23 protein-coding genes are annotated in these 22,381 nt (G+C 75.6%); 10 read left to right on the top strand and 13 right to left on the bottom strand.

Going from position 1 to position 22,381, the window contains the following annotated elements:
* The first annotated feature begins 24 nt into the window (after nucleotides 1-24).
* Together ACOQFB_RS08015 and ACOQFB_RS08020 are read left to right on the top strand one after the other, a co-directional pair.
* On the top strand, nucleotides 25-1,245 hold the full coding sequence (locus ACOQFB_RS08015; RefSeq protein WP_421610235.1) for a TonB family protein: 1,221 nt from the start codon (nucleotides 25-27) through the stop codon (nucleotides 1,243-1,245).
* A gap of 51 nt (nucleotides 1,246-1,296) precedes the next feature.
* On the top strand, nucleotides 1,297-1,773 hold the full coding sequence (locus ACOQFB_RS08020) for a methylglyoxal synthase (protein WP_059438680.1): 477 nt from the start codon (nucleotides 1,297-1,299) through the stop codon (nucleotides 1,771-1,773).
* A gap of 6 nt (nucleotides 1,774-1,779) precedes the next feature.
* Here the strand turns inward: ACOQFB_RS08020 and ACOQFB_RS08025 are convergent, their stop codons facing one another.
* The 7 genes from ACOQFB_RS08025 to folD all read right to left on the bottom strand — a co-directional run bounded on the left by ACOQFB_RS08025 (nucleotide 1,780) and on the right by folD (nucleotide 9,156).
* Complete coding sequence (locus tag ACOQFB_RS08025; RefSeq protein ID WP_059438679.1) at nucleotides 1,780-2,490, bottom strand: hypothetical protein; 711 nt, start codon at nucleotides 2,488-2,490, stop codon at nucleotides 1,780-1,782.
* Nucleotides 2,491-2,545: 55 nt separating this feature from the next.
* Entirely contained in the window at nucleotides 2,546-4,114 is a 1,569-nt protein-coding gene (gcvPB, locus tag ACOQFB_RS08030; RefSeq protein WP_059438678.1) for an aminomethyl-transferring glycine dehydrogenase subunit GcvPB, read from the bottom strand.
* 2 nt (nucleotides 4,115-4,116) lie between these two features.
* The gene (gcvPA, locus tag ACOQFB_RS08035) at nucleotides 4,117-5,451 is read right to left on the bottom strand and encodes an aminomethyl-transferring glycine dehydrogenase subunit GcvPA (protein WP_494492526.1); all 1,335 of its coding nucleotides are present in this window, start codon (nucleotides 5,449-5,451) and stop codon (nucleotides 4,117-4,119) included.
* A gap of 62 nt (nucleotides 5,452-5,513) precedes the next feature.
* Nucleotides 5,514-5,900 (bottom strand): glycine cleavage system protein GcvH, encoded by a 387-nt coding sequence (gene gcvH, locus ACOQFB_RS08040; RefSeq protein ID WP_059438676.1) that lies wholly within the window; start codon nucleotides 5,898-5,900, stop codon nucleotides 5,514-5,516.
* Nucleotides 5,901-5,913: 13 nt separating this feature from the next.
* On the bottom strand, nucleotides 5,914-6,996 hold the full coding sequence (gene gcvT / locus ACOQFB_RS08045; RefSeq protein ID WP_059438675.1) for a glycine cleavage system aminomethyltransferase GcvT: 1,083 nt from the start codon (nucleotides 6,994-6,996) through the stop codon (nucleotides 5,914-5,916).
* Nucleotides 6,997-7,210: 214 nt separating this feature from the next.
* Nucleotides 7,211-8,311 (bottom strand): metallophosphoesterase, encoded by a 1,101-nt coding sequence (locus ACOQFB_RS08050; RefSeq protein WP_237758099.1) that lies wholly within the window; start codon nucleotides 8,309-8,311, stop codon nucleotides 7,211-7,213.
* Nucleotides 8,308-9,156 carry a bifunctional methylenetetrahydrofolate dehydrogenase/methenyltetrahydrofolate cyclohydrolase FolD gene (gene folD / locus ACOQFB_RS08055; protein WP_059438673.1) on the bottom strand — a complete coding sequence of 283 codons (849 nt, stop codon included), beginning with the start codon at nucleotides 9,154-9,156 and terminating at the stop codon, nucleotides 8,308-8,310. Before folD ends, ACOQFB_RS08050 begins: the two co-directional genes overlap by 4 nt.
* A gap of 127 nt (nucleotides 9,157-9,283) precedes the next feature.
* On the opposite strand from folD, the gene ACOQFB_RS08060 reads away from it, so the two are divergent.
* The 4 genes from ACOQFB_RS08060 (at nucleotide 9,284) to ACOQFB_RS08075 (ending at nucleotide 11,438) form a co-directional block, all read left to right on the top strand.
* The gene (locus tag ACOQFB_RS08060; protein WP_421610233.1) at nucleotides 9,284-9,511 is read left to right on the top strand and encodes a hypothetical protein; all 228 of its coding nucleotides are present in this window, start codon (nucleotides 9,284-9,286) and stop codon (nucleotides 9,509-9,511) included.
* 69 nt (nucleotides 9,512-9,580) lie between these two features.
* Nucleotides 9,581-10,051 carry a hypothetical protein gene (locus tag ACOQFB_RS08065; RefSeq protein ID WP_059439506.1) on the top strand — a complete coding sequence of 157 codons (471 nt, stop codon included), beginning with the start codon at nucleotides 9,581-9,583 and terminating at the stop codon, nucleotides 10,049-10,051.
* 53 nt (nucleotides 10,052-10,104) lie between these two features.
* On the top strand, nucleotides 10,105-11,106 hold the full coding sequence (locus tag ACOQFB_RS08070) for an amidohydrolase family protein (RefSeq protein WP_059439505.1): 1,002 nt from the start codon (nucleotides 10,105-10,107) through the stop codon (nucleotides 11,104-11,106).
* A gap of 95 nt (nucleotides 11,107-11,201) precedes the next feature.
* Nucleotides 11,202-11,438, top strand: coding sequence for a hypothetical protein (locus ACOQFB_RS08075; RefSeq protein WP_059439504.1), 237 nt, complete (start codon nucleotides 11,202-11,204; stop codon nucleotides 11,436-11,438).
* A 109-nt stretch (nucleotides 11,439-11,547) separates the two neighbouring features.
* Here the strand turns inward: ACOQFB_RS08075 and ACOQFB_RS08080 are convergent, their stop codons facing one another.
* The 6 genes from ACOQFB_RS08080 to purM all read right to left on the bottom strand — a co-directional run bounded on the left by ACOQFB_RS08080 (nucleotide 11,548) and on the right by purM (nucleotide 17,717).
* Nucleotides 11,548-13,176 carry a DUF6178 family protein gene (locus ACOQFB_RS08080; RefSeq protein ID WP_421610232.1) on the bottom strand — a complete coding sequence of 543 codons (1,629 nt, stop codon included), beginning with the start codon at nucleotides 13,174-13,176 and terminating at the stop codon, nucleotides 11,548-11,550.
* Nucleotides 13,177-13,187: 11 nt separating this feature from the next.
* On the bottom strand, nucleotides 13,188-14,027 hold the full coding sequence (locus ACOQFB_RS08085) for an N-acetylmuramic acid 6-phosphate etherase (RefSeq protein ID WP_421610231.1): 840 nt from the start codon (nucleotides 14,025-14,027) through the stop codon (nucleotides 13,188-13,190).
* Between the two features lie 26 nt (nucleotides 14,028-14,053).
* A complete protein-coding gene (rpmB, locus tag ACOQFB_RS08090) occupies nucleotides 14,054-14,275 on the bottom strand; it encodes a 50S ribosomal protein L28 (RefSeq protein WP_059439197.1) in 222 nt (73 codons plus the stop codon).
* Between the two features lie 65 nt (nucleotides 14,276-14,340).
* Nucleotides 14,341-15,885 (bottom strand): phytoene desaturase family protein, encoded by a 1,545-nt coding sequence (locus tag ACOQFB_RS08095; RefSeq protein ID WP_059439196.1) that lies wholly within the window; start codon nucleotides 15,883-15,885, stop codon nucleotides 14,341-14,343.
* Between the two features lie 120 nt (nucleotides 15,886-16,005).
* A complete protein-coding gene (gene purN, locus ACOQFB_RS08100) occupies nucleotides 16,006-16,683 on the bottom strand; it encodes a phosphoribosylglycinamide formyltransferase (protein ID WP_059439195.1) in 678 nt (225 codons plus the stop codon).
* Entirely contained in the window at nucleotides 16,680-17,717 is a 1,038-nt protein-coding gene (purM, locus tag ACOQFB_RS08105; RefSeq protein ID WP_421610230.1) for a phosphoribosylformylglycinamidine cyclo-ligase, read from the bottom strand. The genes purN and purM overlap by 4 nt, the downstream gene beginning before the upstream one ends.
* Nucleotides 17,718-18,100: 383 nt before the next feature.
* Between purM and ACOQFB_RS08110 the strand changes: the two genes are divergently transcribed.
* The 4 genes from ACOQFB_RS08110 (at nucleotide 18,101) to ACOQFB_RS08125 (ending at nucleotide 22,374) form a co-directional block, all read left to right on the top strand.
* The gene (locus tag ACOQFB_RS08110; protein ID WP_059439193.1) at nucleotides 18,101-18,748 is read left to right on the top strand and encodes a Crp/Fnr family transcriptional regulator; all 648 of its coding nucleotides are present in this window, start codon (nucleotides 18,101-18,103) and stop codon (nucleotides 18,746-18,748) included.
* A gap of 53 nt (nucleotides 18,749-18,801) precedes the next feature.
* Nucleotides 18,802-19,659 carry an acetyl-CoA carboxylase, carboxyltransferase subunit beta gene (gene accD / locus ACOQFB_RS08115; RefSeq protein WP_059439192.1) on the top strand — a complete coding sequence of 286 codons (858 nt, stop codon included), beginning with the start codon at nucleotides 18,802-18,804 and terminating at the stop codon, nucleotides 19,657-19,659.
* Nucleotides 19,660-19,702: 43 nt separating this feature from the next.
* Complete coding sequence (locus ACOQFB_RS08120) at nucleotides 19,703-20,929, top strand: bifunctional folylpolyglutamate synthase/dihydrofolate synthase (protein ID WP_059439191.1); 1,227 nt, start codon at nucleotides 19,703-19,705, stop codon at nucleotides 20,927-20,929.
* 89 nt (nucleotides 20,930-21,018) lie between these two features.
* On the top strand, nucleotides 21,019-22,374 hold the full coding sequence (locus ACOQFB_RS08125) for a hypothetical protein (RefSeq protein ID WP_421610229.1): 1,356 nt from the start codon (nucleotides 21,019-21,021) through the stop codon (nucleotides 22,372-22,374).
* Nucleotides 22,375-22,381 lie beyond the last annotated feature (7 nt).

The raw sequence follows: 22,381 nt of genomic DNA on the forward strand, positions 1-22,381 counted from the left end.
GGCCCAAGCCTGCGACGGAGGAAGGTGGACGAGCGGCCGGGCACCCGGACGACCGCCGCCATCCTGCTGTCGCTCGCGTTCAACGCCTTGATCTTGCTGATCCTCGGCCGCGTGGGCGCGTTCCAGCTCGGGAAGCCCGCCGCGGTCCGGCCGGTGGCGCTCGCGCCGCTCACCGCCGACCAGTGGGCGGCCAACCGCGCCATCGTGGGCGGCCAGCCCCCGCCCGCCGCCGCGCGGCCGCCGGAGCTGCCGAAGATCCCGCCGCCCCCGCCGCCGCCGGAGGAGCGCCGGGCGCACGGGCAGATCGTGGACGTGGCGCCGTCGAAGGACTCGCGCCCGCCGAAGGACTCCCGCTTCCTGTCCGACCGCGACAACACCGTCGAGAAGGAGTCGCGCTCGCGCTTCGCGGGGACGCAGGCGTTCGAGAACACGCTGCCGGCGCCGTCGGACGGCCTGAAGCGGAAGGCGCCGGCGCCGCAGCCGGAGGCCGGCGAGAACGGCCAGGCCGCGAAGAGCACGCCGGGCAAGGAGGGGCCGTCGGCGCCGCGCGGCACCGGCGCGGAGAAGCTGGTCATCCCGGAGCAGCGGGCGCAGGAGCGGCTGGCGCTCGCGCCGAGGCCGGCCGAGCCGGGCTCGGGCGACGTCCCGGTCGCGCCCCGGGCCGACCAGCAGCGGCTGAACGGCGGCGGTCAGGCCCTGCAGGTGCCCGGCGGCGCCGGCGCGCAGGGCGGCGGCCGCAAGTCGGGCATCGACCGGCGGCTCCTGCCGGATCCGCAGAACCTCGCGCGCATCGCCGGCGGCCCCAGCCCGGACCGGCTCGAGGGCGTGGAGGAGGGCGACGCCACCGCGCTCAACACCCGCTCGTTCAAGTACGCCACGTTCATCAACCGCGTCGGCATGGCCATCTACCGCGAGTGGGATCCGAACCGGGCGTACCAGGCGCGGGATCCCGACGGGAAGGTCTACCCGGCGCGCGACCGCACCACGTCGATCGAGCTGGTGCTCGACGGCGAGGGCACGATCCGCTTCGTGAAGCTGCTCGACTCGAGCGGCCTCGACTTCCTCGACCAGGAGGTGGTCCGGGCGGCGCGGGCGGCCGGGCCGTTCCCGAACCCGCCCGCGGGGCTGGTGGACGCGAGCGGGCAGATCCACCTCGCGCTGGCCTACACGCTGGAGATGCGGCGGGCCTCGCGGGTGCAGGTGCTCATGCCCTCGCTGCCGTCGCAGCGGCCGTATCCGGAGTGATTCGCCGCGCCCGCGTCCGCGGGCCGGTCCCGTTCCACAGGAGGAGCCCAGATGCCCCAGGTGCAGCGCGTCCCGATGCGCGCGGTCAAGAACGTGGTCCTCATCGCGCACGACAGCCGCAAGCAGGACCTGCTGGACTGGGTGAAGTACAACCGGCCGGTGCTGCGCGAGCACCGCCTGTTCGCCACCGGCACCACCGGCGGGCTGGTGCAGGCGCAGACCGATCTCCCGGTCACCCGCTTCAAGAGCGGCCCGCTCGGCGGCGACCAGCAGGTGGGCGCGAAGATCGCCGAGGGCGAGCTGGACGTGCTGGTGTTCTTCTGGGATCCGCTCGAGCCGCAGCCGCACGATCCGGACGTGAAGGCGCTGCTCCGGATCGCGGTGCTCTACAACATCCCCACCGCGTGCAACCGCGCCACCGCCGACTTCCTGGTGGCCTCGTCGCTCTTCCACGGCGAGTACGAGCGCATCGTGGAGGACCACGCCGCGAAGCGGCAGGCCTGGCTGGCCGGCCACGGCAGTCGCTAGGTTCCGCTACAGCTTCAGCGTCCCCTTCACGCCGATCTGGAACCAGCTGTGGAAGGCCCGGTCGTGGATGCGGCCGGACTCGTCGCCCCAGCCCGGCACCGACACGTCGTAGCTCGTGTACTGCCCGGCGCTCCACGAGACGAACGGGCCCATGGTCAGGTACGGCGAGAGCGCGAGGTCGAGGCCCGCCTCCAGCATCGGGAACTCGAAGCCCGCCCAGCTGAACTCCGCGATGGTCCCGGTGCCCGGCTCGTACGCCTCCGCGTTCAGCACCTCCAGCCCCATCCCGAAGCCGACCCACGGGTCGACCACCTGGTACGGCTGGAGGTGGAACTGCACGTCGAAGCCGAAGCGGATGTCCGAGCCGTCGCAGGAGCGGCCCTGGACGCAGAAGTCCTTCGAGATCGAGGCCGGCGCGAGCTCGAGGTAGATGCCGCCCCACACCGCCGGGTTGAAGCGGTAGCCCAGCTCGAGCCAGATCGGCACCTTGTGCCGGACGAGGTCGTCGAGCTTCGGGTAGAGCGGCGCGCCGGTCGCGTCCACCTCGTCGGAGATGTCCCCGGCGGGCGCGCCGTAGGCGAGGCGCGCGGAGAGCGTGAGCCCCTGCTCGCGCGGCCCGGCGGGCTGGCGCGGCGGCGGCCGGCGGGGATCGTACTGGCCGGCGGCCAGCGCGGGCAGGGCGGCGACGACGAACAGGGCGAGCAGGCGGTTGCGCATGGTTCCTCCGCGGCCCCACGGGGCGCGCCGCGATGATAGCGCGCCCGCCGGCCGGCTACTCGACGTTCATGCCCGGCTGCCAGCGCAGCACGGGCTTGCGCGCCGCGCGCGTCTCGTCGAGGCGCGCGCGGACCGGCCGTGTGGGCGCGGCGCGCACCGCCTCCGGGTCCGTCTTCGCCTCCTCCGCGATGGCCTTCATGGCGGCGACGAACGCGTCCAGCGTCTCGCGCGACTCGGTCTCGGTCGGCTCGATCATGAGCGCGCCGTGCACCACCAGGGGGAAGTAGATGGTGGGCGGGTGGAACCCGTGGTCGATGAGGCGCTTCGCCACGTCCATGGTCGTGACGCCGGCGTCCTTCTGCTGGGCGTCGTCGAACACCACCTCGTGCAGCGAGTCGGTGGGGTAGGGCAGGTGGTACGTGCCCTCCAGCTGCTTGCGCACGTAGTTCGCGTTCAGCACCGCCAGCTCGGCGGTGGCGCGCACGCCCTCCGGGCCGTACTCGCGGATGAGCGCCCAGGCGCGCACGAACATGCCGAAGTTGCCCCAGAACTCGCGCAGCTTGCCGATGGTCTGGGGCCGCTCGCGCGCCTCGGTGACCAGGCGGTAGCGCTCGCCCTCCTTCACCACCAGCGGCAGCGGCAGGTGCGGCACGAGCGCCGCCTTCACCGCCACCGGGCCGGAGCCCGGGCCGCCGCCGCCGTGCGGGGTCGCGAACGTCTTGTGCAGGTTGTACTGCATGACGTCGAAGCCCATGTCGCCGGGCCGCGCCACGCCGAGCAGCGCGTTCATGTTGGCGCCGTCGCCGTACACCAGGCCGCCCTTGGCGTGGACGATCCCGGCGATCTCGGCGATGTGCGACTCGAACACGCCCAGCGTGTTCGGGTTGGTGATCATGATGGCCGCGACGTCCTCGTCCATGGCGGCGCGGACCGTCTCCGGGTGGAGGCGGCCGTCCGGGCCGGAGGCGAGCTGCACCACCGCGTAGCCGTTCAGGGCCGACGAGGCCGGGTTGGTGCCGTGCGCGGTGTCGGGGATGAGCACCTTCTTGCGCGGGTTGCCGCGCGCCTCGTGGTACGCGCGGATGAGCATGAGGCCGGTCAGCTCGCCCTGCGCGCCCGCGGCCGGCGCGAGCGTGGTGGCGTCGAAGCCGGCGATCTCGGAGAGCGCCCGCTCCAGCCGGTACATCAGCTCGAGCGCGCCCTGCGCCAGCTCGGCGGGCGCGAGCGGGTGGAGCTCGGCGAAGCCGGGCAGGCGCGCCAGCGCCTCGCTCGACTTCGGGTTGTACTTCATGGTGCAGGAGCCGAGCGGGTAGAACCCGGTGTCGATGCCGTGGTTCCAGGAGGAGAGCCGGGTGAAGTGCCGGACCACCTCCAGCTCGGACAGCTCCGGCAGCCCGTCCACCGCCGGGCGCACCAGCGCGGCGGGGAGGTCGCTCGCGTCGAAGTCGGCGGGGGGCGGGGGCAGCGAGACGCCGCAGCGCCCGCGCGAGCCGTGCTCGAACACGAGCGGCTCCTCGTACGCGAGGCCGCGCACCGCGCCGCCCAGGCCGGGCGCCTCGGCCGCGGCGCCGCCGCCCTTCGCCTCCTGCTCCATGCTCGGCTTCCAGCCGGTCGGGTTCGCCATGGCTAGCTCCTCACCGCGCCCGCGAAGAGCTGGATGAGCTCGGGGCCGTGCAGCTCGGTCGTCGCGCAGAGCAGGGCGCCCTTCGCGTGCGGCGCGTCCGGGTACCAGCGCGCCAGCGGCGCGCCGGCCACGATGCCGCGCTTGGCGAGCCTCGCCACCACCGCCTCGGCGTCGCCCACGTCGAACACCTGCTCGTTGAAGAACGGCCCGGAGTACACCGGGCGGCAGCCGGCCCGCTCCATGGCGTCGCGCAGCATGCGGGCGCGCCCGTGGTTGAGGCGCGCCAGCTCGGCGAGGCCGCGCTTGCCGAGCAGCGACAGGTGGATGGTGGAGGCCAGCGCGCACAGGCCGGAGTTGGTGCAGATGTTCGACGTCGCCTTCTCGCGGCGGATGTGCTCGCGGGTGGAGAGCGTCAGCACGAAGCCGCGCCGCCCCTGCTTGTCCACGGTCGCCCCGGCCACGCGGCCGGGCATCTGGCGCACGCTCTTCTCGCGGGTGGCGAGGAAGCCCGGGGCCGGGCCGCCGAAGGACATGGGGTTGCCGAAGCTCTGGAACGTGCCCACCGCGACGTCGGCGCCGAGCGCGCCGGGCGACTGGAGCAGGCCCAGCGAGACGGCCTCGGCGGTGGCCGAGACGGTGAGCGCGCCGGCCTTGCGGGCGATGGCGGCCGCCTCGGGCAGCGCGTCCACCACGCCGAGGAAGTTCGGGTAGCCGAGGATGACGCAGGCGGTCCGGCCGTCCACCGCCTGCTCCAGCGCGGCGAGGTCGGTGCGCCCGTCGGCGCCGAACGGCACCGTGACGATCTCGTCGCCGGTCGAGCGCAGGTAGGTGGCGAGCACCTTGCGGTACTCGGGGTGGAGCGCGGCGGAGACCACCACCTTGTCGCGCCCGGTGATCCGGCCGGCCATGAGCGCCGCCTCGGCGGTGGCAGTCGCGCCGTCGTACATGGACGCGTTCGAGACGTCCATGCCGGTGAGCAGGCACACGAACGTCTGCCACTCGAACAGCGCCTGCAGCGTGCCCTGCGAGATCTCAGGCTGGTAGGGCGTGTACGCGGTGAAGAACTCGCCGCGGAGCAGGAGCTGGTCCACCACCGGCGGCACGTGGTGCGGGTAGCACCCCGCGCCGGCGAACGGCGGGTGGGCGGTCTCGTTGCGGGCCGCCAGGCGGCGCAGCTCGGAGAACAGCGCGATCTCGTCCGCCGCGGGCGGCAGGTCCAGCGGGCGGTCGAGCCGGAGCGCCTGCGGGATCGAGCGGAACAGCTCGTCGACGCGCTCCGCGCCGATGACGTCGAGCATGGCGCGGACGTCGTCCGGGGTGTGCGGGTGGTATCGCAAGGCTTGGCTCCGCGGCGACCTCGCCGCGAGGGAGGGGGACCGCCCGGCGGGCGGCGCTCGCGCTACTCCTGTTCCTCGACGAACGCCTTGTACGCGGCGGCGTCCATGAGCGTCTCGAGGTCCTTCGGATCCGAGGGCTCGATGGTGATCATCCAGCCCTCCTCGTACGGATCCTCGTTGATGGTCTCGGGGGCGTCGGAGAGCGGGTCGTTCACCTCGATCACCTTGCCGGAGATCGGGGCGAACAGCTCGGACACGGCCTTGGTGGACTCGACCACGCCGAACGACTCGCCCTTCTTGACCGTGTCGCCCACGTCCGGGAGCTCGACGTAGACGACGTCGCCGAGCTGCTCCTGGGCGAAGTCGGTGATCCCGACCACGATCGCGCTGCCCTTGCGGCGCGCCCACTCGTGCTCGCGCGTGTACCTGAGGTCCTCGGGGATTTCCATGGTCGTCTCTCCGTCACTTCCGCGTGTAGAACGGCGTCTTCACGGCCTTGGCCGCCGCGGCCCGGCCGCGGATCTCGACTGCGAAGGTGGAGCCCTCGGCGGCGAGCGCGGGGGGCACGTAGGCGAGCCCGATGGCGGTGCCGAGCGACGGGCTCTTGGTCCCGCTGGTCACCTCGCCCACCTTGCGGCCGTCCTGCAGCACCGGGTAGCCGTGCCGCGGGATGCCCGCGTCGGTGAGCTGGAACCCCACCAGCTTGCGCGAGAGCCCCTGCTCCTTCTGCTTGAGCAGCGCGTCGCGGCCGATGAACTCGCCCTTGTCGAGCTTCACCACCCAGGCCAGCCCGGCCTCGAGCGGCGTGGTGGTCTCGTCCATGTCCGAGCCGTAGAGGCGGTACGCCATCTCCAGGCGCAGCGAGTCGCGCGCGCCGAGGCCGCACGGGGCGATCCCCTCCGGCGCGCCCGCCTCCATGAGCGCGTCCCAGAGGCGCGGGCCGAGGTCGGCGCGGCAGAACAGCTCGAAGCCGTCCTCGCCGGTGTAGCCGGTGCGGGCCACCATGCAGCGGACGCCGGCCACGTCGCCCTCGCCGAAGCGGTAGCTGCGCATGGCGGAGAGGTTCACGGTGGTGAGCCGCTGCAGGAGCTGGGCGGCGAGCGGGCCCTGCAGCGCGAGCTGCGCCCAGTCGTCCGACTCGTTGCGGACGTCGGCGCCGGCGGCGTGGCCCGCGAGCCACTCGAAGTCCTTCTGCCGGTTGCCCGCGTTGACGCAGACGAGCAGGTCCTCGGCGCCGCGGCGGTAGACCACCACGTCGTCCACGATGCCGCCGGAGTCGCGGCACAGGCAGCCGTACTGCGCCTGCCCGTCGGCCACCTTGGAGAGGTCGTTCGTGAACAGCCGGCCGAGCGCGGCGAGCGCCCGCGGGCCGCGGAACACGACCTCGCCCATGTGCGAGACGTCGAACAGGCCGACGCGGGTGCGGACGGTCTCGTGCTCGGCGAGGATCCCCGAGTACTGGACCGGCATCTGCCAGCCGGCGAACTCCACGATCCGTGCGCCGGCGCGGACGTGCGTGTCGTAGAGGGGCGTGCGCAGGGCCATGGGCGCCTCGGGTGGGGATGGGCGGGCGGATTCTATCGGGGTTGACCGGAGGGTCAAGCGCGCCAGGACGCGGGATTTCGCGCCCGGCGCGCCCGAGCAGTAGCCGCTCGCGCGGGGGTCCGCAAGGTGCCATCGCGCGTTCCAGGCGGCACCGGAAGGGGCTGGGGCACGGGCGCACGGCCGGACGGGCGGCCGGCGCCGGGCGCCGGCGCGCTCACCGGCACGCGACCGGCTCGCAGCGTCCCGCGCCCGCGGCCGCGCAGCAGTAGAGCGCGGTGCCGTCGTCCGACTCGAAGCGGTAGCGCCAGCCGCCGTCGCCCACCTCGAGCACGCCGAAGCCCCAGCGCACCGCCGCGAAGAGCAGCTCGGCGCCGGGCGCGGAGACCTCGTGGAAGCGCTCCGCGCCGCGCGCGCGGGAGCCGTTGCCGGACACGAGCACGTCCACGCCGCCCGGCGTCCGCAGGTGCTGCAGGTCGTGGTCGTGCCCGGCGAGCCAGGCCCGGATCCGGCCCTGGCCGGCCGCGAGCAGGCGATCGACGCGCGAGAGGTACTCCGGCGTCGCGTCGTCGTGGTGGGAGCCGGCGGTGACCGCGGGGTGGTGGCCGACCAGGAAGCAGGCGCGCGCGTCGCAGCCGGCCGCCGCGGCGGCCACGAACGCCTCCTCGTCGGCGAAGGTGAAGCCGCCGTAGTCGCCCTTGAGCAGGTTCGTGTCCACCACGATGAAGCGGGCGGGGCCGCGGTCCACGGCGTAGTGCCGGCCGGGCATGGACCAGAGCGGCGACGCGTGCGCCACCTCGAGGCAGGCCTTGCGCCGCGCCGCGGTGGCAGGCTCCACGCCGGGCACGGCGCAGCTCCCGGCGGTGGCGACGTCGTGGTTCCCGAGCGCGAGGTGGATGGGCACGCCCGCCAGCGGCGCGAACGCGTCCTCGAAGCGCGCGAAGCTGGGATCGGCGGGGGCGGCGTAGCCCGCGGCGACCGTGTTCCCGTCGTCGGCGAAGCGGCAGTCGGCCGCGCCGGGCACGGTGGCGTCCGGCCCGCAGTTGTAGACGTTGTCGCCGGGCGCGACCGCGAGGTCGAACGGCGCCCGCCGGTGCGCCGCGGCCATGCCGTCGGAGACGGCGCGCTGCTGGCAGTTCGGCTCGCCGATGTCCGCCACGTGCAGCACGCGGAGCGTCGGCGAGAAGGGCGGGGCGGCCGCCGGCGCGCGGGCCGCGCCGCTCCGGTAGGTGTAGTCGAGGTCGACGCAGGTGCAGCAGCCCGAGGCGCCCACGAGCGCCACGGCCATGGCCGCGAGCGCCCGGGCGCAGCGCCTCACCGGGCGACCCGCTTCGCGAGCTCCACCGTGTTCACGAGCAGCATGGCGCGCGTCATCGGGCCGACGCCGCCCGGCACCGGGGTGATGGCGGCGGCGCGCGCGGCGGCCGCCGCGAACTCCACGTCGCCCACCAGCTTCCCGTCGGCGAGGCGGTTCATGCCCACGTCGATCACCACCGCGCCCTCCTTCACCCAGGCGCCCTTCACCAGCTCGGCCTTGCCGATGGCGGCCACCAGGATGTCGGCGCGGCCGACCTCGCCGGCGAGGTCGGCGGTGCGGGAGTGGGCGATGGTCACGGTGGCGTGCCGCTCGAGCAGCATCATCGCCATGGGCTTGCCCACGATGTTGGAGCGGCCCACCACCAGCGCGCGCTTGCCCTTGGGATCGACCTTCGCCTCGTCGAGCATCCGCATCACGCCGGCGGGCGTGCAGGGGCGGGGGACGCCGGCGATGCCGATCGAGAGCGCGCCCACGTTGAACGGGTGGAAGCCGTCGGCGTCCTTGGCGGGCGAGATGGCGTCGAGCACGGCGCGCTCGTCCACGTGCTTCGGCAGCGGCAGCTGCACCAGGATGCCGTGCACCGCCGGGTCCGCGTTCAGCCGCGCGATGAGCGCGAGCAGCTCGGCCTGCGCCGTGGTGGCGGGGAGGTGGTGCTCCACGGAGGTGATGCCCACCTCCTCGCAGTCCTTGCGCTTCCCGCGCACGTAGATGGCGGAGGCGGGGTCGTCGCCCACCCGGACCACGGTGAGGCCGGTCTGCACGCCGCGGGCGGCCAGCGCGCGGACCTCGGTCGCCACCTCGCCCTTCACCTTCGCCGCGATCTGCTTGCCGTCGATGAGGATCATGAGGCGCGCGAGTATAGAGCAGGCCGCGCGCCCGTGTCCCCCATCCTGGACGCTTGTGGCGCGCGCCGCGCGTGCGAACCGTGCTCGGCGGACCACCCCTCGCTCCCGACCACGCCCGGAGGCCGCCATGGCTCTCTACCGCTTCCTGTTCGCGCCCGCGCTCCTGCTGGTCGCGGCCGCGCTCGGCGCGGGCGCGGAGCGGCGCCCCGCCGCGGCGCCACCGCCGTCCCCCGCCGCGGTGACGCCGCTGCCGGTCGCCGTGCCGGAGCCGCCGAGCCTGGTGCCGCCGGCCGCGCCCGCCGCGCCGCGGCCGGCGACGGCCGCGCTGCGGGCGCGCGCGACCGGACGACGCTGACCGACGCCGCACCTCCCGCGCCCGGGGTATCATCGGGCCGCGCCCGGTCCCGGGCCGCGGGAGGCGTCCATGGAGCGCTGCACCACCTGCTCGACCCCGCTCGCCGACGGCGGGCGCTGCGTGACCTGCGAGGCCGCCGCCGAGGGGCTCGCCGTGCTCACCCGCTCCGGCTACGCGTCGGTGCGCGAGGTGATGTCGCTGCTGGAGGCGGAGGGGCTGGCGCCGGAGATGGAGAAGGTCCCGCCGGGCCGGCCGGAGGAGGCGCACCACCCGCTCTGGAACCTGTACGTCCCGCGCGACGAGCTGGAGCGGGCGCAGGCGTTCCTGCGGCGCGACTGGGCCGGGCTGCTCGAGGATCCCGACGCGGCGGCCGCGGCGGCGCGCGGCGCCGAGGGGATCGACCTCGACGCGGGCGGCGAGATCACCTGCCCGGCCTGCGGCCACCGCTTCGCGGTGCAGGGCGCGCGGGAGGTGGAGTGCCCGGAGTGCGGCCTCGGGCTCGGCGCGCCCGGCGAGTCGTCGCCGGACGAGAACGGCTAGCGGCGTCCGAGAAGGCGCTGGCGTGCCTCGCGCCGCGGCGGTATCTCGGGCCGATGGCACGCGAGCTCTCGGACCTGCACATCCACGTCGGCGGCGCGGTGGCGCCGCACATCCTCTGGTCCATCGCCCACGACCAGGGCTTCAAGCTGCCCGTCGCGAGCTACTGGGAGTTCAAGGAGCTGATCTCGGCGCGCCCGGGCAAGGTGCGGTCGCTCGACGAGTACCTGGCGGTGATGCACGAGTGGACCGAGAAGATCCAGTCGTCCCCCCAGGCGATGGAGCGCAGCGTCTACGAGGTCATCGGCAAGGAGTACCGCTCGTCGCGCGTCTCGCTCATCGAGCTGCGCTTCAACCCGATGAAGCGCAACGTCGGCGGCGAGCGCGACCTCGACCACATCATCCACGCCGCGCTCCGCGGCATGGACCGGGCGGTGCTCGAGTACGGGGTGCAGGCCGGCCTCATCTTCTGCCTGGCGCGCGAGTTCCCCGCGCACCTCAACGAGATCCTGGTCGAGAAGGCCATCAAGTACCGGCGGCGCGGCGTGGTCGGCATCGACCTCGCCGGCACCGAGCGCCACGCGCTCGAGCTGATGCCGGCGGAGGTCGGGCGCTACCGCGAGCTGTACGCGCGGGCGCGGCGCGCCGGGCTGAAGACCACCGTGCACACCGGCGAGACCGCCACCACCGGCGCCGAGGGCGTGCGGGCGGTGGTGGAGCAGCTCGAGCCCCATCGCATCGGGCACGGCATCTGCGCGGCCCGGGACGAGAAGGTGATGGACCTGCTCCGCGAGCGCGGCGTGGTGCTGGAGATCTGCCCCAGCTCGAACCTGGCCACGCGGGCGGTGGCGTCCATCGAGGAGCTCGGTCAGGTGCTGGCGCGCTTCTGGGAGCGCGGCGTGCGGTTCACGATCAACACCGACGGTCCGTACCTGCTCGACACGAACATGCGCGCCGAGGTGCGGCTGCTGCGCGAGGCCGGGGTGCTCGCGGAGGAGCAGATCGACCAGGCGCTGCGCTGGGCGCGGGAGGCCACCTTCATCGGCGAGCTGCCCTGACGAGGCGCGCGTTGAATACGGCCCGGGGCGCGCGCGTACCTCCTCGCAGCGGGCGTGCGCGGATCGACCGCGGCCCCGCGCCGGAGGTACCCCACATGAAGAACGTCCTGCGCATCGTCTCGGCCCTCGCCGTGCTCGGCCTCGTCTCCCCCGCGTTCGCCGAGGAGCCGAAGGCCGCGGAGCCGGCCCCCGCCGCGCCGGCGGCCACCGAGACCGCGAAGCCGGCCGCCAAGCCGGCCGCGCACAAGAAGCACCACAAGGCGACCGCGAAGAAGGCGACCCCGAAGGCCGCCGAGAAGGCGGCCCCCGAGGCGGCCCCGGCGACGAAGTAGCGCAGTCAGATCCCGCGGGGGGCGCGGCCGGCGATCACCGCGGGCCGCGCCCTCCCGTCCCTCGCCTCCGCCCCGCCGCTGGCGGGCTACGCTCGGGACGAGCGGCCTGCTACTCCGCGTCCCGCACCAGCACCGCCGAGAGGTGCTCGGGGCGGGCCGCGCCGCCCTCGGCGATCGGCGCGAGCTCGGCCGCGCGCGCCCGCGCCAGCTCCAGCAGCAGCGCCCCGGCCTGGCCGGCGGCGGCGAGCCGCGGGTCCTCGATCGCGGCGAGCGCCCGCGCCGCGGCCGGCAGCTCCGCGCGCGCGATCGGATCCGGCCGGAAGGCGCGGCCCATTCGCTCGTTGGCGAGCGCGGTGAGGTACAGCGTGGAGAGGCGCGGCGCGAGCGGCCCCTCGGCGCGGCCGCCGGCGAGCCCCAGCGCCTGCGCCAGCCCGGCCAGCCCCTCGGCCAGGTCCAGCGCGGCGACGGTGCGGTCCAGCTCCGGCGCGGCGAGGAACCGGCGCGGCTCGTGCGCGCCGGCCGACATCGTGCCCCACTCGTCCCGCGGCGCCTCCAGGCCCGGGAAGTAGCGCGGGCGCTTCGCGGCGAGCGCCGCCACCGCCTCGCCCAGCGGCGCGTCGAGCAGCGGCGCGGCGCGGGTCCCCGCGCCGCCGCCGGCCAGCAGCCGCTCGGCCCGCCACTTCAGCTCGAGCACGCGCCCGAAGCCCTCCTGGAAGAGCCGCTTCACCGGCGTCTCCGCCAGCACCTGGGCGGCGCGGTCGGGATCGGCGCCGGCGAGGCGGGCCAGGCCCAGCTCCAGCATGGCGCGGGCGGCGCCGAACGCGCCGCGCACCGCCTCGAGGTCGGAGGGGTCCACCGCGTCGGCGACCAGCACCGCGTTGGCGGCCGCGACGATCTCGCGCTCCAGCACCTCGCGCTCGCCGGCGGGGAGCGCCGCCGCGGCGGCGTCCAGCGCCGACCCGGCGCCGAGCCTCGCCAGCAGGAACCCGGGGGGACGCGCCGGGGGAGGGCCGGCGGGGTGGGCCGGCGCGCGCGGCGGCCGCGCGAACCACGAGAGCGCCTCCTCCAGCGAGGGGAAGCCGAGGTCGGCGAGGCGCCCGGTGCGCCAGCGCAGCGCCGTCTCCTCCAGCTCGCTGGGCAGCTCGCCCCGGATGGCCGAGAGCAGGCGCGTCGCCAGGAAGGCGTCGCGCGCGTACAGGTCGTCGAGCAGGCCGCGCACCGCCAGGTACTCGGTGCCCTCGACCTCGAACTCGACCACGAAGCGCCCCTCGGGCGTCCGCATGAACCGGTCGGACACCAGCTCGGGATCCGGGTCCTCCTCGAGGTCGTGCAGCCGGAGCGCGTCGCGCAGCACCAGGTACAGCACCTCGCGGTCGAGCGCGTCCAGCTTGCGGGTCCAGCGCGCCGCGGCCTTCGGGTCGAGGTGCGCGCCGGCGCGGGCGATCCGGAGCCAGGGGAGGGCGCGGCGCGGCTCGAACGCGCCGCCGCGCCAGGCGTCGAGGTCGAGGAAGGTCTTGAACTGCTCGGGGGAGGCGAGCTGGACGAGCAGCGCCGCGTCGCCGAGCCCCACGTCGCGGATGGTGAAGTAGAGCTCGTCGGCGGGCAGCGCGCGGACCAGCGCCTGAGGGTCCCGCGCCTCCAGCACCAGGTCGAGGCGCCGCTTCCCCTGCGCCGCTGCCAGCGCCGCCCGCGCGCGCGAGAGCTCCTCGGGGGCGAGCGCCTTCTCTTCCTTGGCCATCGTCCGTCCTCCTATCGGCGGCGGCGCGGGCGCGCCGCGGGCCGGCCGGCGCGGTCCACCGCGTCGCGCACGCTCCAGCCGCACGCCTCCAGCAGCCCCCGGGCGCGCGCCTCGCCCACCCCGGCGAGCGCGGCGACGTTGCGCACCGCCCGGCGGCGCAGCTTCTCGCTGGCCGGCGCCAGCGCCACCATCCGGCCGCCGCGCACGGCGCCGAGCCGCACGAACGCGGCGGTGCTCACCAGCCCGAGCGCCATCTTCGCGGCGGTGCCGGCCTTCATGCGGGTCGAGCCCGCCACCAGCTCCGGGCCGGTCTCCAGGACCACCCGCAGCCCGGCCCGAGCCCGGGCGGCCGGGTTCGAGGTGACGAGGGCGGTCCGGGCCCCGCGCCGGTGGGCCTCCTCCAGCGCGCCGAGCACGAACGGCGTGGTGCCGGACGCGCTCACCCCGACGACCAGGTCCCGCGCCCCGGCGCGCGCGCGGCGCACCGCGGCGGCCCCGGCCGCGCGATCGTCCTCGGCGCCCTCCACCGCGCGGGTGAGCGCGCGGCGGCCGCCGGCCACCAGCGCCACGACGCGGCGAGGGGAGACGCCGAACGTGGGCGGGCACTCGGCGGCGTCGAGCGCGCCGAGCCGGCCGCTCGTGCCGGCGCCGGCGTAGACCAGCCGGCCCCCCGCGCCGAGCGCGGCGGCGGCGGCCTCGGCCAGGCGCGCGAGCGAAGGCAAGGCGCGGCCCACCGCGCGCACCGCCTCCCGGTCGCCCTCGTGGAGACGGGCGAGGAGGCGGCCCGCGGGGAGCCGCTCGAGATCCGAGCCTCTGGGGTGGGGCGCCTCGGTGACCGGGAGGCTGCGCATCCGGCCGCGCGCGCCCAGGGACCTCGTTACGCCTGCGCCGACGCCGACGGACGCCCGCGGCCCGCCTTCACGACCTTGCCGGCCTTGAGGCAGCGCGTGCACACGCGGATGTGGCGGACCTCGCCGGACAGGTTGGCGCGGACCGAGCGGAGGTTCGGCAGGGAGCGCGTCTTGTTCTTGTTGTTGGCGTGGGAGACGGTGTTCCCGACGAGCGGGCCCTTCCCACAGATCTCGCAGCGGCGTGCCATGGTCTCTACTCCGAAAACCAAAAGGAGCGCGGGATATTACAGAGTGGCCCGCGAAAGGCAAGGGCTCACTTCAGAACGTCCCTCCGCCCGAGCGCCGCGACCGCGTGCCCGGCCGCCTGGATGCCCGCGTAGAACTCGCCCTCCAGGCCGAGCCCGGGGAGCACCTCGCGCCCGGCGAAGAACGCGTTCTTCCACGGCGCCCGCACCGGCAGGCCGGTCACCCCGAGCGTGGACTCGAGCTCGGTGCCGTAGAGCGGATGGGTGAGGAGCCGCACCGCCTCCTCCGGCCCGACCGGCGCGTTCAGCACCGGGGACGACTCGTTCACCTGGTGGCGCTCGAAGAACGGGATGGCGTCCGCCACCGCCTCGCGGATCCGCGCCGAGGCCGCCGACAGCGCCTCGCGCGAGGTGGTGCCCGCGTCCACGAACGCGGCGGCGCAGACCACGCGCTCGCCCGGGACCGCGTCCGCCGAGCCCTTCTTGCCGTCGCGCCGCGCCGGGAGCACCTGCAGGAACACCGCGTTGTCGATGCCGTCGCCGCCCTCCGCGTCGCGGAGCGCGAGCGCGTTCTCGCCCAGCGCGGGCGGGAGCGCGGCCTCCTTGACGATCAGGTTCAGCGAGACGAGCCGGCGCTGCGGGCGGATGGCCTCGAGCACGCGGGCGGCGCGGGCCTCGGCGGCGCCGGCCGGGAGGAGGCGTCGGATGGACTCCGCGTCCGCGGCGAGCACGAAGGCCCGGGCCACGAACGCGTCGGGCGAGTCGGCCAGCCGGACCGCGGCGATGCGGCTCCCGTCCAGCTCCAGCCCCGCGGCGGACGCCGGCTCGCCGGGCCCGCCCTTCAGCTCGCCGCGCGACTCCGCGATGCGCCGGCGGATCATCTCGCGGAGCGTCCCCTGGCCGCCGGCCAGCCGGTGCGTCCCGCGGAGCGCGCCGCCCAGCAGGCGCGCCAGCGAGAGCGGCGAGGGCGGGCCGTCCAGGTAGGTGAGGAAGCGGTGCGCGATCTCCAGGCTCCGCACCAGCTCGTGCCCGCGCAGCGCGTCGAAGGGCCGGGCCTCGCCGACCTCGCCGGCGGGCGCGTTGGGGAGGCTGGAGGCGACCTTCAGCGCCTTCTTGACCGCCCGCCGCTCGCCGAACCCGTCCGGCGGGAGCGGCGGCGCGGCCTTCAGGAAGAAGCCGGAGAACTCGTAGAGGGTGGACAGCTCGGCGAAGCCCGCCTCCAGCGCCTCGGCCTCGCCGGCCCACTCGCGGTGCAGCTCGGTCCGCAGCTGCGCGGCGTCGCGCGAGACGTCCACGCGGTGCCTGGGGAGCAGGATCTGCAGGTCGGGGTCGGACGGCTCGAGCGCCCGGCCCACGTCGGTGGCGAGCCCCAGCTCGGCGAGCACGGCCTCGGCGGCGGGCATCTGCCGCGGAGAGGGGATGACCGCGGGCGCCCAGGGCAGCACGTAGCCGGCGTCCACGTAGCTCGGGCCCAGGTCGTCGTGGGCGACGTGCAGCACCCGGAAGCCGCGCCGGGCCAGCAGCGCGCCGGCGACGATGCCGCCGAGCTGCGAGCCGACGATGCAGACGTCGTAGATGCGCTGGGTTGCGGGGGGTCGGAAGGTCTGCGCCACGGCGGCGGAGTCTACGTCGAGGCCGCCCGGGCGCCAAACGATCTCGTCCCGCGGTCGAGGGACGTATCCACCCGGACGGTCTAGCCGATCGTTCGGGGGCGGCCTCGGCGCCGCGCGCGCCTAACCTTCCAGCGGCGGGTTCCGCAGCGGCGAGGGGCCGTGCGGCGCGCAGCGATCGAGCCTGACCCGGCGCCCCTCCAGCGAGAGCCGCCCCTGCGCGAACCACTGCACGGCCTGCGGGTAGAGGCGGTGCTCCTCGGCCTGGATGCGGGCGGAGAGGGCGGCCTCGTCGTCGCCCTGGAGCACCGGGACCACCGCCTGCGCGATGATCGGCCCGGTGTCGGTGCCCTCGTCCACGAAGTGCACGGTGCAGCCGGCGATGCGGGCGCCGTAGTCGAGCGCCTGCCGCGCCGCGTGCAGGCCGGGGAACGACGGGAGCAGGCCGGGGTGGATGTTCATCACCCGCGGGCAGCCCCGGCTGCCGGCGTCCGGCCCGAAGGCGCGGAGGAAGCCGGGCGTGACGAGGCGCATGTAGCCGGCCAGGCAGACCAGGTCCACGCGGCGGGCGCGGAGCGCCTCGACCAGCGTGAGGTCGTAGGCGGCGCGGTCGGCGACGCCCTTCGACGGCAGGACCTCCGCCGGCGCGCCCGCCCGGCGCGCCCGCTCCAGCGCGCCGGCGCCCGGCACGTTCGAGAGCACCACCGCGACCTGCGCGTCCACGCGCCCCGCGGCGCAGGCGTCGAGCAGCGCCTGCAGGTTGGTGCCGCCGCCGGAGGCGAGGACGCCGAGCCGGATCACCGCACCACCTCGCAGGTGGCCTCCCCGGGGCCGCCCGCCTCGATGGCGCCCACCGTCCAGGCGTCGAGCCCGCGGGCCCGGAGCGCCGCGTGCGCCGCCGCCTCGTCGCCGGGCGCGACCACCGCCACCAGGCCGAGGCCCATGTTGAAGGTGCGGTACATCTCGTCGCGCGGGACCTGCCCCTCGCGCTCGACCACGTCGAAGATGGCCGGCCGCGGCCAGCGCTTCTCCTCGAGCACCGCCCGCGTGCCGTCGGGGAGGGTGCGCGGCACGTTGCCGGGCAGCCCGCCGCCGGTGATGTGCGCGAACGCCCGGACCGGCACCTGCTCGAGCAGCGCCAGCACGTCCTTCGCGTAGATGCGGGTGGGCTCGAGCAGCGCGTCCGCCAGCGTGCGCCCGCCCAGCGCCTCGAACCGGTGATCGAGCGGGTAGCGGTCCAGCAGCGCCTTGCGCGCCAGCGAGAAGCCGTTGGAGTGGAGGCCGGAGGACGCGATCCCGATCACGACGTCGCCCCGGGCCACCCGGGTGCCGTCCACGATCCGCGGCCGGTCCACGCAGCCGACCGCGAAGCCGGCCAGGTCGTACTCGCCGCGGGCGTAGAACCCGGGCAGCTCGGCGGTCTCGCCGCCGATGAGCGCGCACCCCGCCTGCCGGCAGCCCTCGGCGATGCCCTTCACCACCTGGGCGCCCTGCTCGGCGCTGAGCTTGCCGGTGGCGTAGTAGTCGAGGAAGAAGAGCGGCTCGGCGCCCACCACCGCGATGTCGTTCACGCACATCGCCACGAGGTCGATGCCCACCGTGTCGTGGCGATCGGCGGCGAACGCCACCTTGAGCTTGGTCCCGACGCCGTCGGTGCCCGACACCAGCACCGGCTCGCGGTACTTCTTCACGTCGAGCGCGAAGAGCCCGCCGAATCCGCCGATCCCGCCGAGCACCTCCGGGCGCATCGTGGGCCGGGCGTGCGGCTTGATGAGGTCGACGAGCCGATCGCCCTCGTCGATGTCGACGCCTGCGTCGCGGTAGGTCAGGGACATGGCTGCGCCTTACCGCGACGGCGCGGCCGCTGCAAGCCACGAGCGCTCGGGCGGCGACAGGGCGCGACCGCGCCGCGGAGCGGGAGGTCGGGAGGGCAGTCGCGCTTCAGAACGCGACGGCGACCAGCAGGGCGGCGGCGAGGACGAGGACCGACAGGCGCATCGAGGTTCCCGGGTTCTCTGAGGGTGACACCCACATCGTACCCGAGCACTCCGACGTCGCAAGAAACCGGGCGGCGCGGGGCCGCCGCCCTGACGCGACGTGTCGCCCGGCGGCGGGGGGCGATTCGTTGACAGCCCTCCGCGAGGTCGGCTAGGACCGCCGTTCGGCTCCCGGCACCCCGGCCTCGACGCGAGGCGGCGCCGGCCGGCCGCCCGACCCCATGCCAGACGATCAGCTCCTCCAGCGCTTCGGCAGGGAGTTCCCGCGAGGGACCGTCCTGTTCCGCGAGGGCGAGCCGGGCCGCGAGATGTTCGTGGTGCAGCAGGGGCGGGTGACCCTCTCGACCACCGCCGGCGGGGTCGAGAAGATCCTGGCGTCCATGGGGCCGGGCGACTTCCTGGGCGAGATGTCGATCCTGAACAACCGGCCGCGCTCGGCCACCGCCACCTGCGCGGACGACGCCCGGCTGCTGGTCATCGACGCCCCGACCTTCGAGGCGATGATCCGGGGCAACGCCGAGATCGCCGTGCGGCTGGTCAAGAAGCTGGCGGACCGGCTGCAGGAGGCGGAGGAGCAGATCGCGAACCTGCTCTTCCAGGACGCCTCGTCCCGGGTGGTGCACTTCCTCGTCACCGCGGCGGAGAAGGCGTCGCGCGGGCCCGCCGGCCACCAGATAGAGGTGGCGCCGCGCGAGCTGGCCGGGCGGGTGGGCGTCCGGCCGGAGGTGGCCGACGAGGCGCTCTCCAAGCTGGTGAAGGCGAAGATCGTCGCCGTCCGCCCGGACGGCTTCCTGGTGCCGGACGTCTCGAAGCTCCGCCACTTCCTCGAGTTCCTGCAGGTGAAGGCGCAGTTCGGGGGCATCGCGTGACGGGGCGCGTCCCCGGCGCCCGGGGCGCCCTGGCGCCCTAGACTGGAAAGCACATGGCCTGGTTCTCCAAGCAGAAGAAGCTGAAGTCGAAGGAGTCCACCCCCGTCGCGCCGCCCGCGCCCGCCGCGAAGGGCGAGGGCATCTGGTACAAGTGCGACGCCTGCGGCGAGGTGGTGCCGCGCGCCGAGTACGAGCGGAGCTGGAACGTCTGCCCGTCCTGCGGCATCCACGACGCCCTGCCGGTGCGGCGCCGCTTCGACCTGGTGCTCGACCCGGGCACGTTCCAGGAGCTGGACGCGGAGCTCACGCCGCAGGACCCGCTCGGCTTCTCCGACTCGAAGAAGTACCGCGACCGGCTCAGGTCCACCTTCAAGGCCTCGGGCCTGCGCGACGCGTTCATCTCCGGCGTGGGCGCCATCGGCGGGCAGCCGGTGTCGCTCGGCTCCTTCGCGTTCGAGTTCATGGGCGGCTCGATGGGCTCGGTGGTGGGCGAGAAGGTCGCCCGGGTGTTCGACCGCGCCTACGAGCGCCGCATCCCCGCCATCGTGTTCAGCTCCACCGGCGGCGCGCGCATGCAGGAGGGCATCTTCTCCCTCATGCAGATGGCGAAGACCTCGGCGGCGCTGCACCGCTTCCGCTCGGTGCGCAAGCCGTACGTGTCGGTGATGCTGCACCCCACCACCGGCGGCGTGGCGGCGAGCTTCGCCTGGCTGGGCGACGTGGTGATCGCCGAGCCCAAGGCGCTCATCGGCTTCGCCGGCCCGCGCGTCATCGAGCAGACCATCCGCGAGAAGCTGCCGCCCGGCTTCCAGCGCAGCGAGTTCCTGCTCGAGCACGGCATGGTCGACGCGATCGTGCCGCGCCTGGAGATGCGCGAGAAGCTCCGCCAGCTCCTGTCGCTGGTGGGCTGAGCGCAGCACGCCGGGGCGGCCGCGCCCGCCCGGAGCACCGCCGGTGAAGCCCCTCGATCCCCACGCCTACCTCTCCTCGCTCCAGCCGCTCGCCATGCGCTTCGGCCTGGAGCGCATGGAGCGCGCGCTCGACGCGCTCGGCCACCCCGAGCGCGGCTACCGCGTGCTGCACGTGGGCGGCACGAACGGCAAGGGCTCGACCTGCGCCATGGCCGCCGCGGCGCTGCGCGAGGCCGGCCTCCGCACCGGCCTCTACACCTCGCCGCACCTGGTCCGGTTCAACGAGCGCATCCAGGTGGACGGGGTGGAGATCTCCGACGCCGCGCTCGCCGCGACCCTGGAGGCGGTGCGGCGCGCCTGCCCCTGGCACGAGGCGGGCGGGGAGGGCGACCGGCTCACGTACTTCGAGGTCGCCACGCTCGCCGGCCTGCTGCACCTCGCCGCGGAGCGGGTGGACGCCGCGGTGATCGAGGTCGGCCTGGGCGGCCGCTTCGACGCCACCAACGCCATCCGCCCCGCGGTCACCGCCATCGCCCGCATCGGCCTCGACCACACCCAGCTCCTCGGCGACACCGTCGAGCGGGTGGCGTTCGAGAAGGCCGGCATCTTCAAGCCGGGCGTGCCGGCGGTGGTGCACGCGGCCCAGCCGGCCGGCGCGCTGGAGGTGCTGCGCGCCGAGGCGGCGCGGCGGGGGGCGCCGTTCGTGGTGGCCGGCGAGGCCTGGGACGGGCCGGTGGCGCTGCGCGGGCCGCACCAGCGCGCGAACGCGGCGCTCGCCGCCGCGGCGCTCCGCGCGCTGGCGGGCGCGGGCGTGGCCGTGCCGGAGGACGCCATCGCGCGCGGCATCGCCGGGGCGCGCTGGCCGGGGCGGCTGGAGGAGCTGGGCGGCGTGCTGCTCGACGGCGCGCACAACCCGCAGGGCGCCGCGGCGCTCGCCGCCGCGCTGCCGGCGCTCCACCCGGGCCGCCCGGTGGAGCTCGTGTTCGGCGTGCTCGCCGACAAGGACCACGCCGGCATGCTGGCGGCGCTGGCGCCGGCGGTGCGCCGGCTGCACCTCGTCACGCCGCCGAGCCCGCGGGCGCGCCCGGCCGCCGAGCTGCGCGCCCTGGCGGAGGCGCACGGCGTCGCCGCCGACGTGCACGGCGGGCTCGCGGAGGCGATCGCCTGCGCGCGGGCCGCCGCCGGCGAGGGCGGGGTGGTGGGCGTGGCGGGCTCGCTCTACCTGGTCGGCGAGGCCCGCGCGCTCCTCGGCGCTCCTGTGCCGGGGTAGGTGGATATCGGACTGCAAATCCTGGGGAATTCTTCGGGGCGATCGGGTCGCGTGCTATCCTCGCGCCGACCTTTTTGCGGAGCCCCCTCATGCGTCTTCGCCTCCTCCTCGCGATCGCCCTCGCCGCCGCGTCCGCCCCCCGAGCGCGGGCGGTGGACCTGAACGTCATCTCCGGGGTGGAGGTGCGCGACGCGGGATCCACGGTCGTGCTGGCGGTGAAGGGCTCGCGCAAGCCGAGCTTCACCACCTTCTCGATGGCCGATCCGCCGCGCTTCGTGATCGACTTCTCCGAGTCGCGCTTCGAGGGCGTGCCGGAGGACATCCGCGTCGGCGACGGCACCGTCAAGCTGGTGAAGAACCTCTCCTACGGCTCCGATGCGACCTCGATCGCGCGCGTGATGGTGGCGTTCGAGGTGGAGGTGGCGCCGCCGGTGCTGGAGGAGTCGGGCGGCACGCTGCTGGTGAAGGTGGAGAAGCCCTCGGTGCCCGGCGCGGCGGTGGCGAAGGCCCCGGCGCCGGCCCCCGCGGCCGCGCCGGCCGCGGCGCCCAGCGTGGCGGAGGCCGTGGCCGTGGCGGTGGGGGGCGCCCCGGACGCCGGCGCGAAGGCGCAGGCCGAGGCGGACGCGAAGGCGCGCGCCGAGGCCGAGGCCCGGGCCGCGGAGCAGGCCGCCGCGGACGCGCGCGCGGCGCAGGAGGCGAGCGCCCGCGCCGAGGCGGCCGCGAAGGCCCAGGCGGAGGCGGACGCGAGCGCGCGCGCCGAGGCGGAGGCCCGCGCCGCCGCGCAGGCGAAGGCGGAGGAGCGCGCCGCGGTCGAGGCGGCTGCCCGCGCCGAGGCGGCGAAGGCGCAGGTCGCGGCGGCCCCGGCCGAGCCCGTCGCCCCCGCGGCCGAGCCGGCCGTCCCCGCCGCGGTCCCGGCCGCGCCGGCGGCCGAGCCGAACCCCGAGCCGGTCGCGGCGGCCCCGGTGGCCGAGGCGCCCGTCGCCGCGCCCGCGGCCGCGCAGCCGGAGGGCCTCGCGCCCGCGGCGCACGTCCGGGAGGTCGGGTTCAAGCAGCTCCCCGGCGCGTCGCGCGTGTACATCCGCACGACGGTCCCGCCGCGCTTCACCATCCAGGACGTGGGCCCGGACGTCATCCGCGTCGAGCTGGAGAACACGCGCGCGGACCGGCGCAACGACCTGCGCTTCCTCGACACGTCCTTCTTCAAGTCGGCGGTCGCGCTGGTCACCCCGTCGCGCCACGGCACGAGCTACGTCCTCGACATCAAGCTGCGCGAGCGGGTGCCGTACCAGCAGCGCATCGAGGGCGACGCGCTGGCCATCGACTTCGAGCGCCCCGGCGCCGCCGCGGCCCCGTCGGCGCAGGCCGCCGAGGCGGACGCGCCGGCCGAGCCCGCGCCGGCGGCGGACGCCGCCACGGCCGAGACGGCCGCGGCGCCGGCGCAGTAGGCGCCAG

The organism is Anaeromyxobacter sp. Red801, assembly GCF_049201065.2.
Taxonomy (GTDB): domain Bacteria; phylum Myxococcota; class Myxococcia; order Myxococcales; family Anaeromyxobacteraceae; genus Anaeromyxobacter.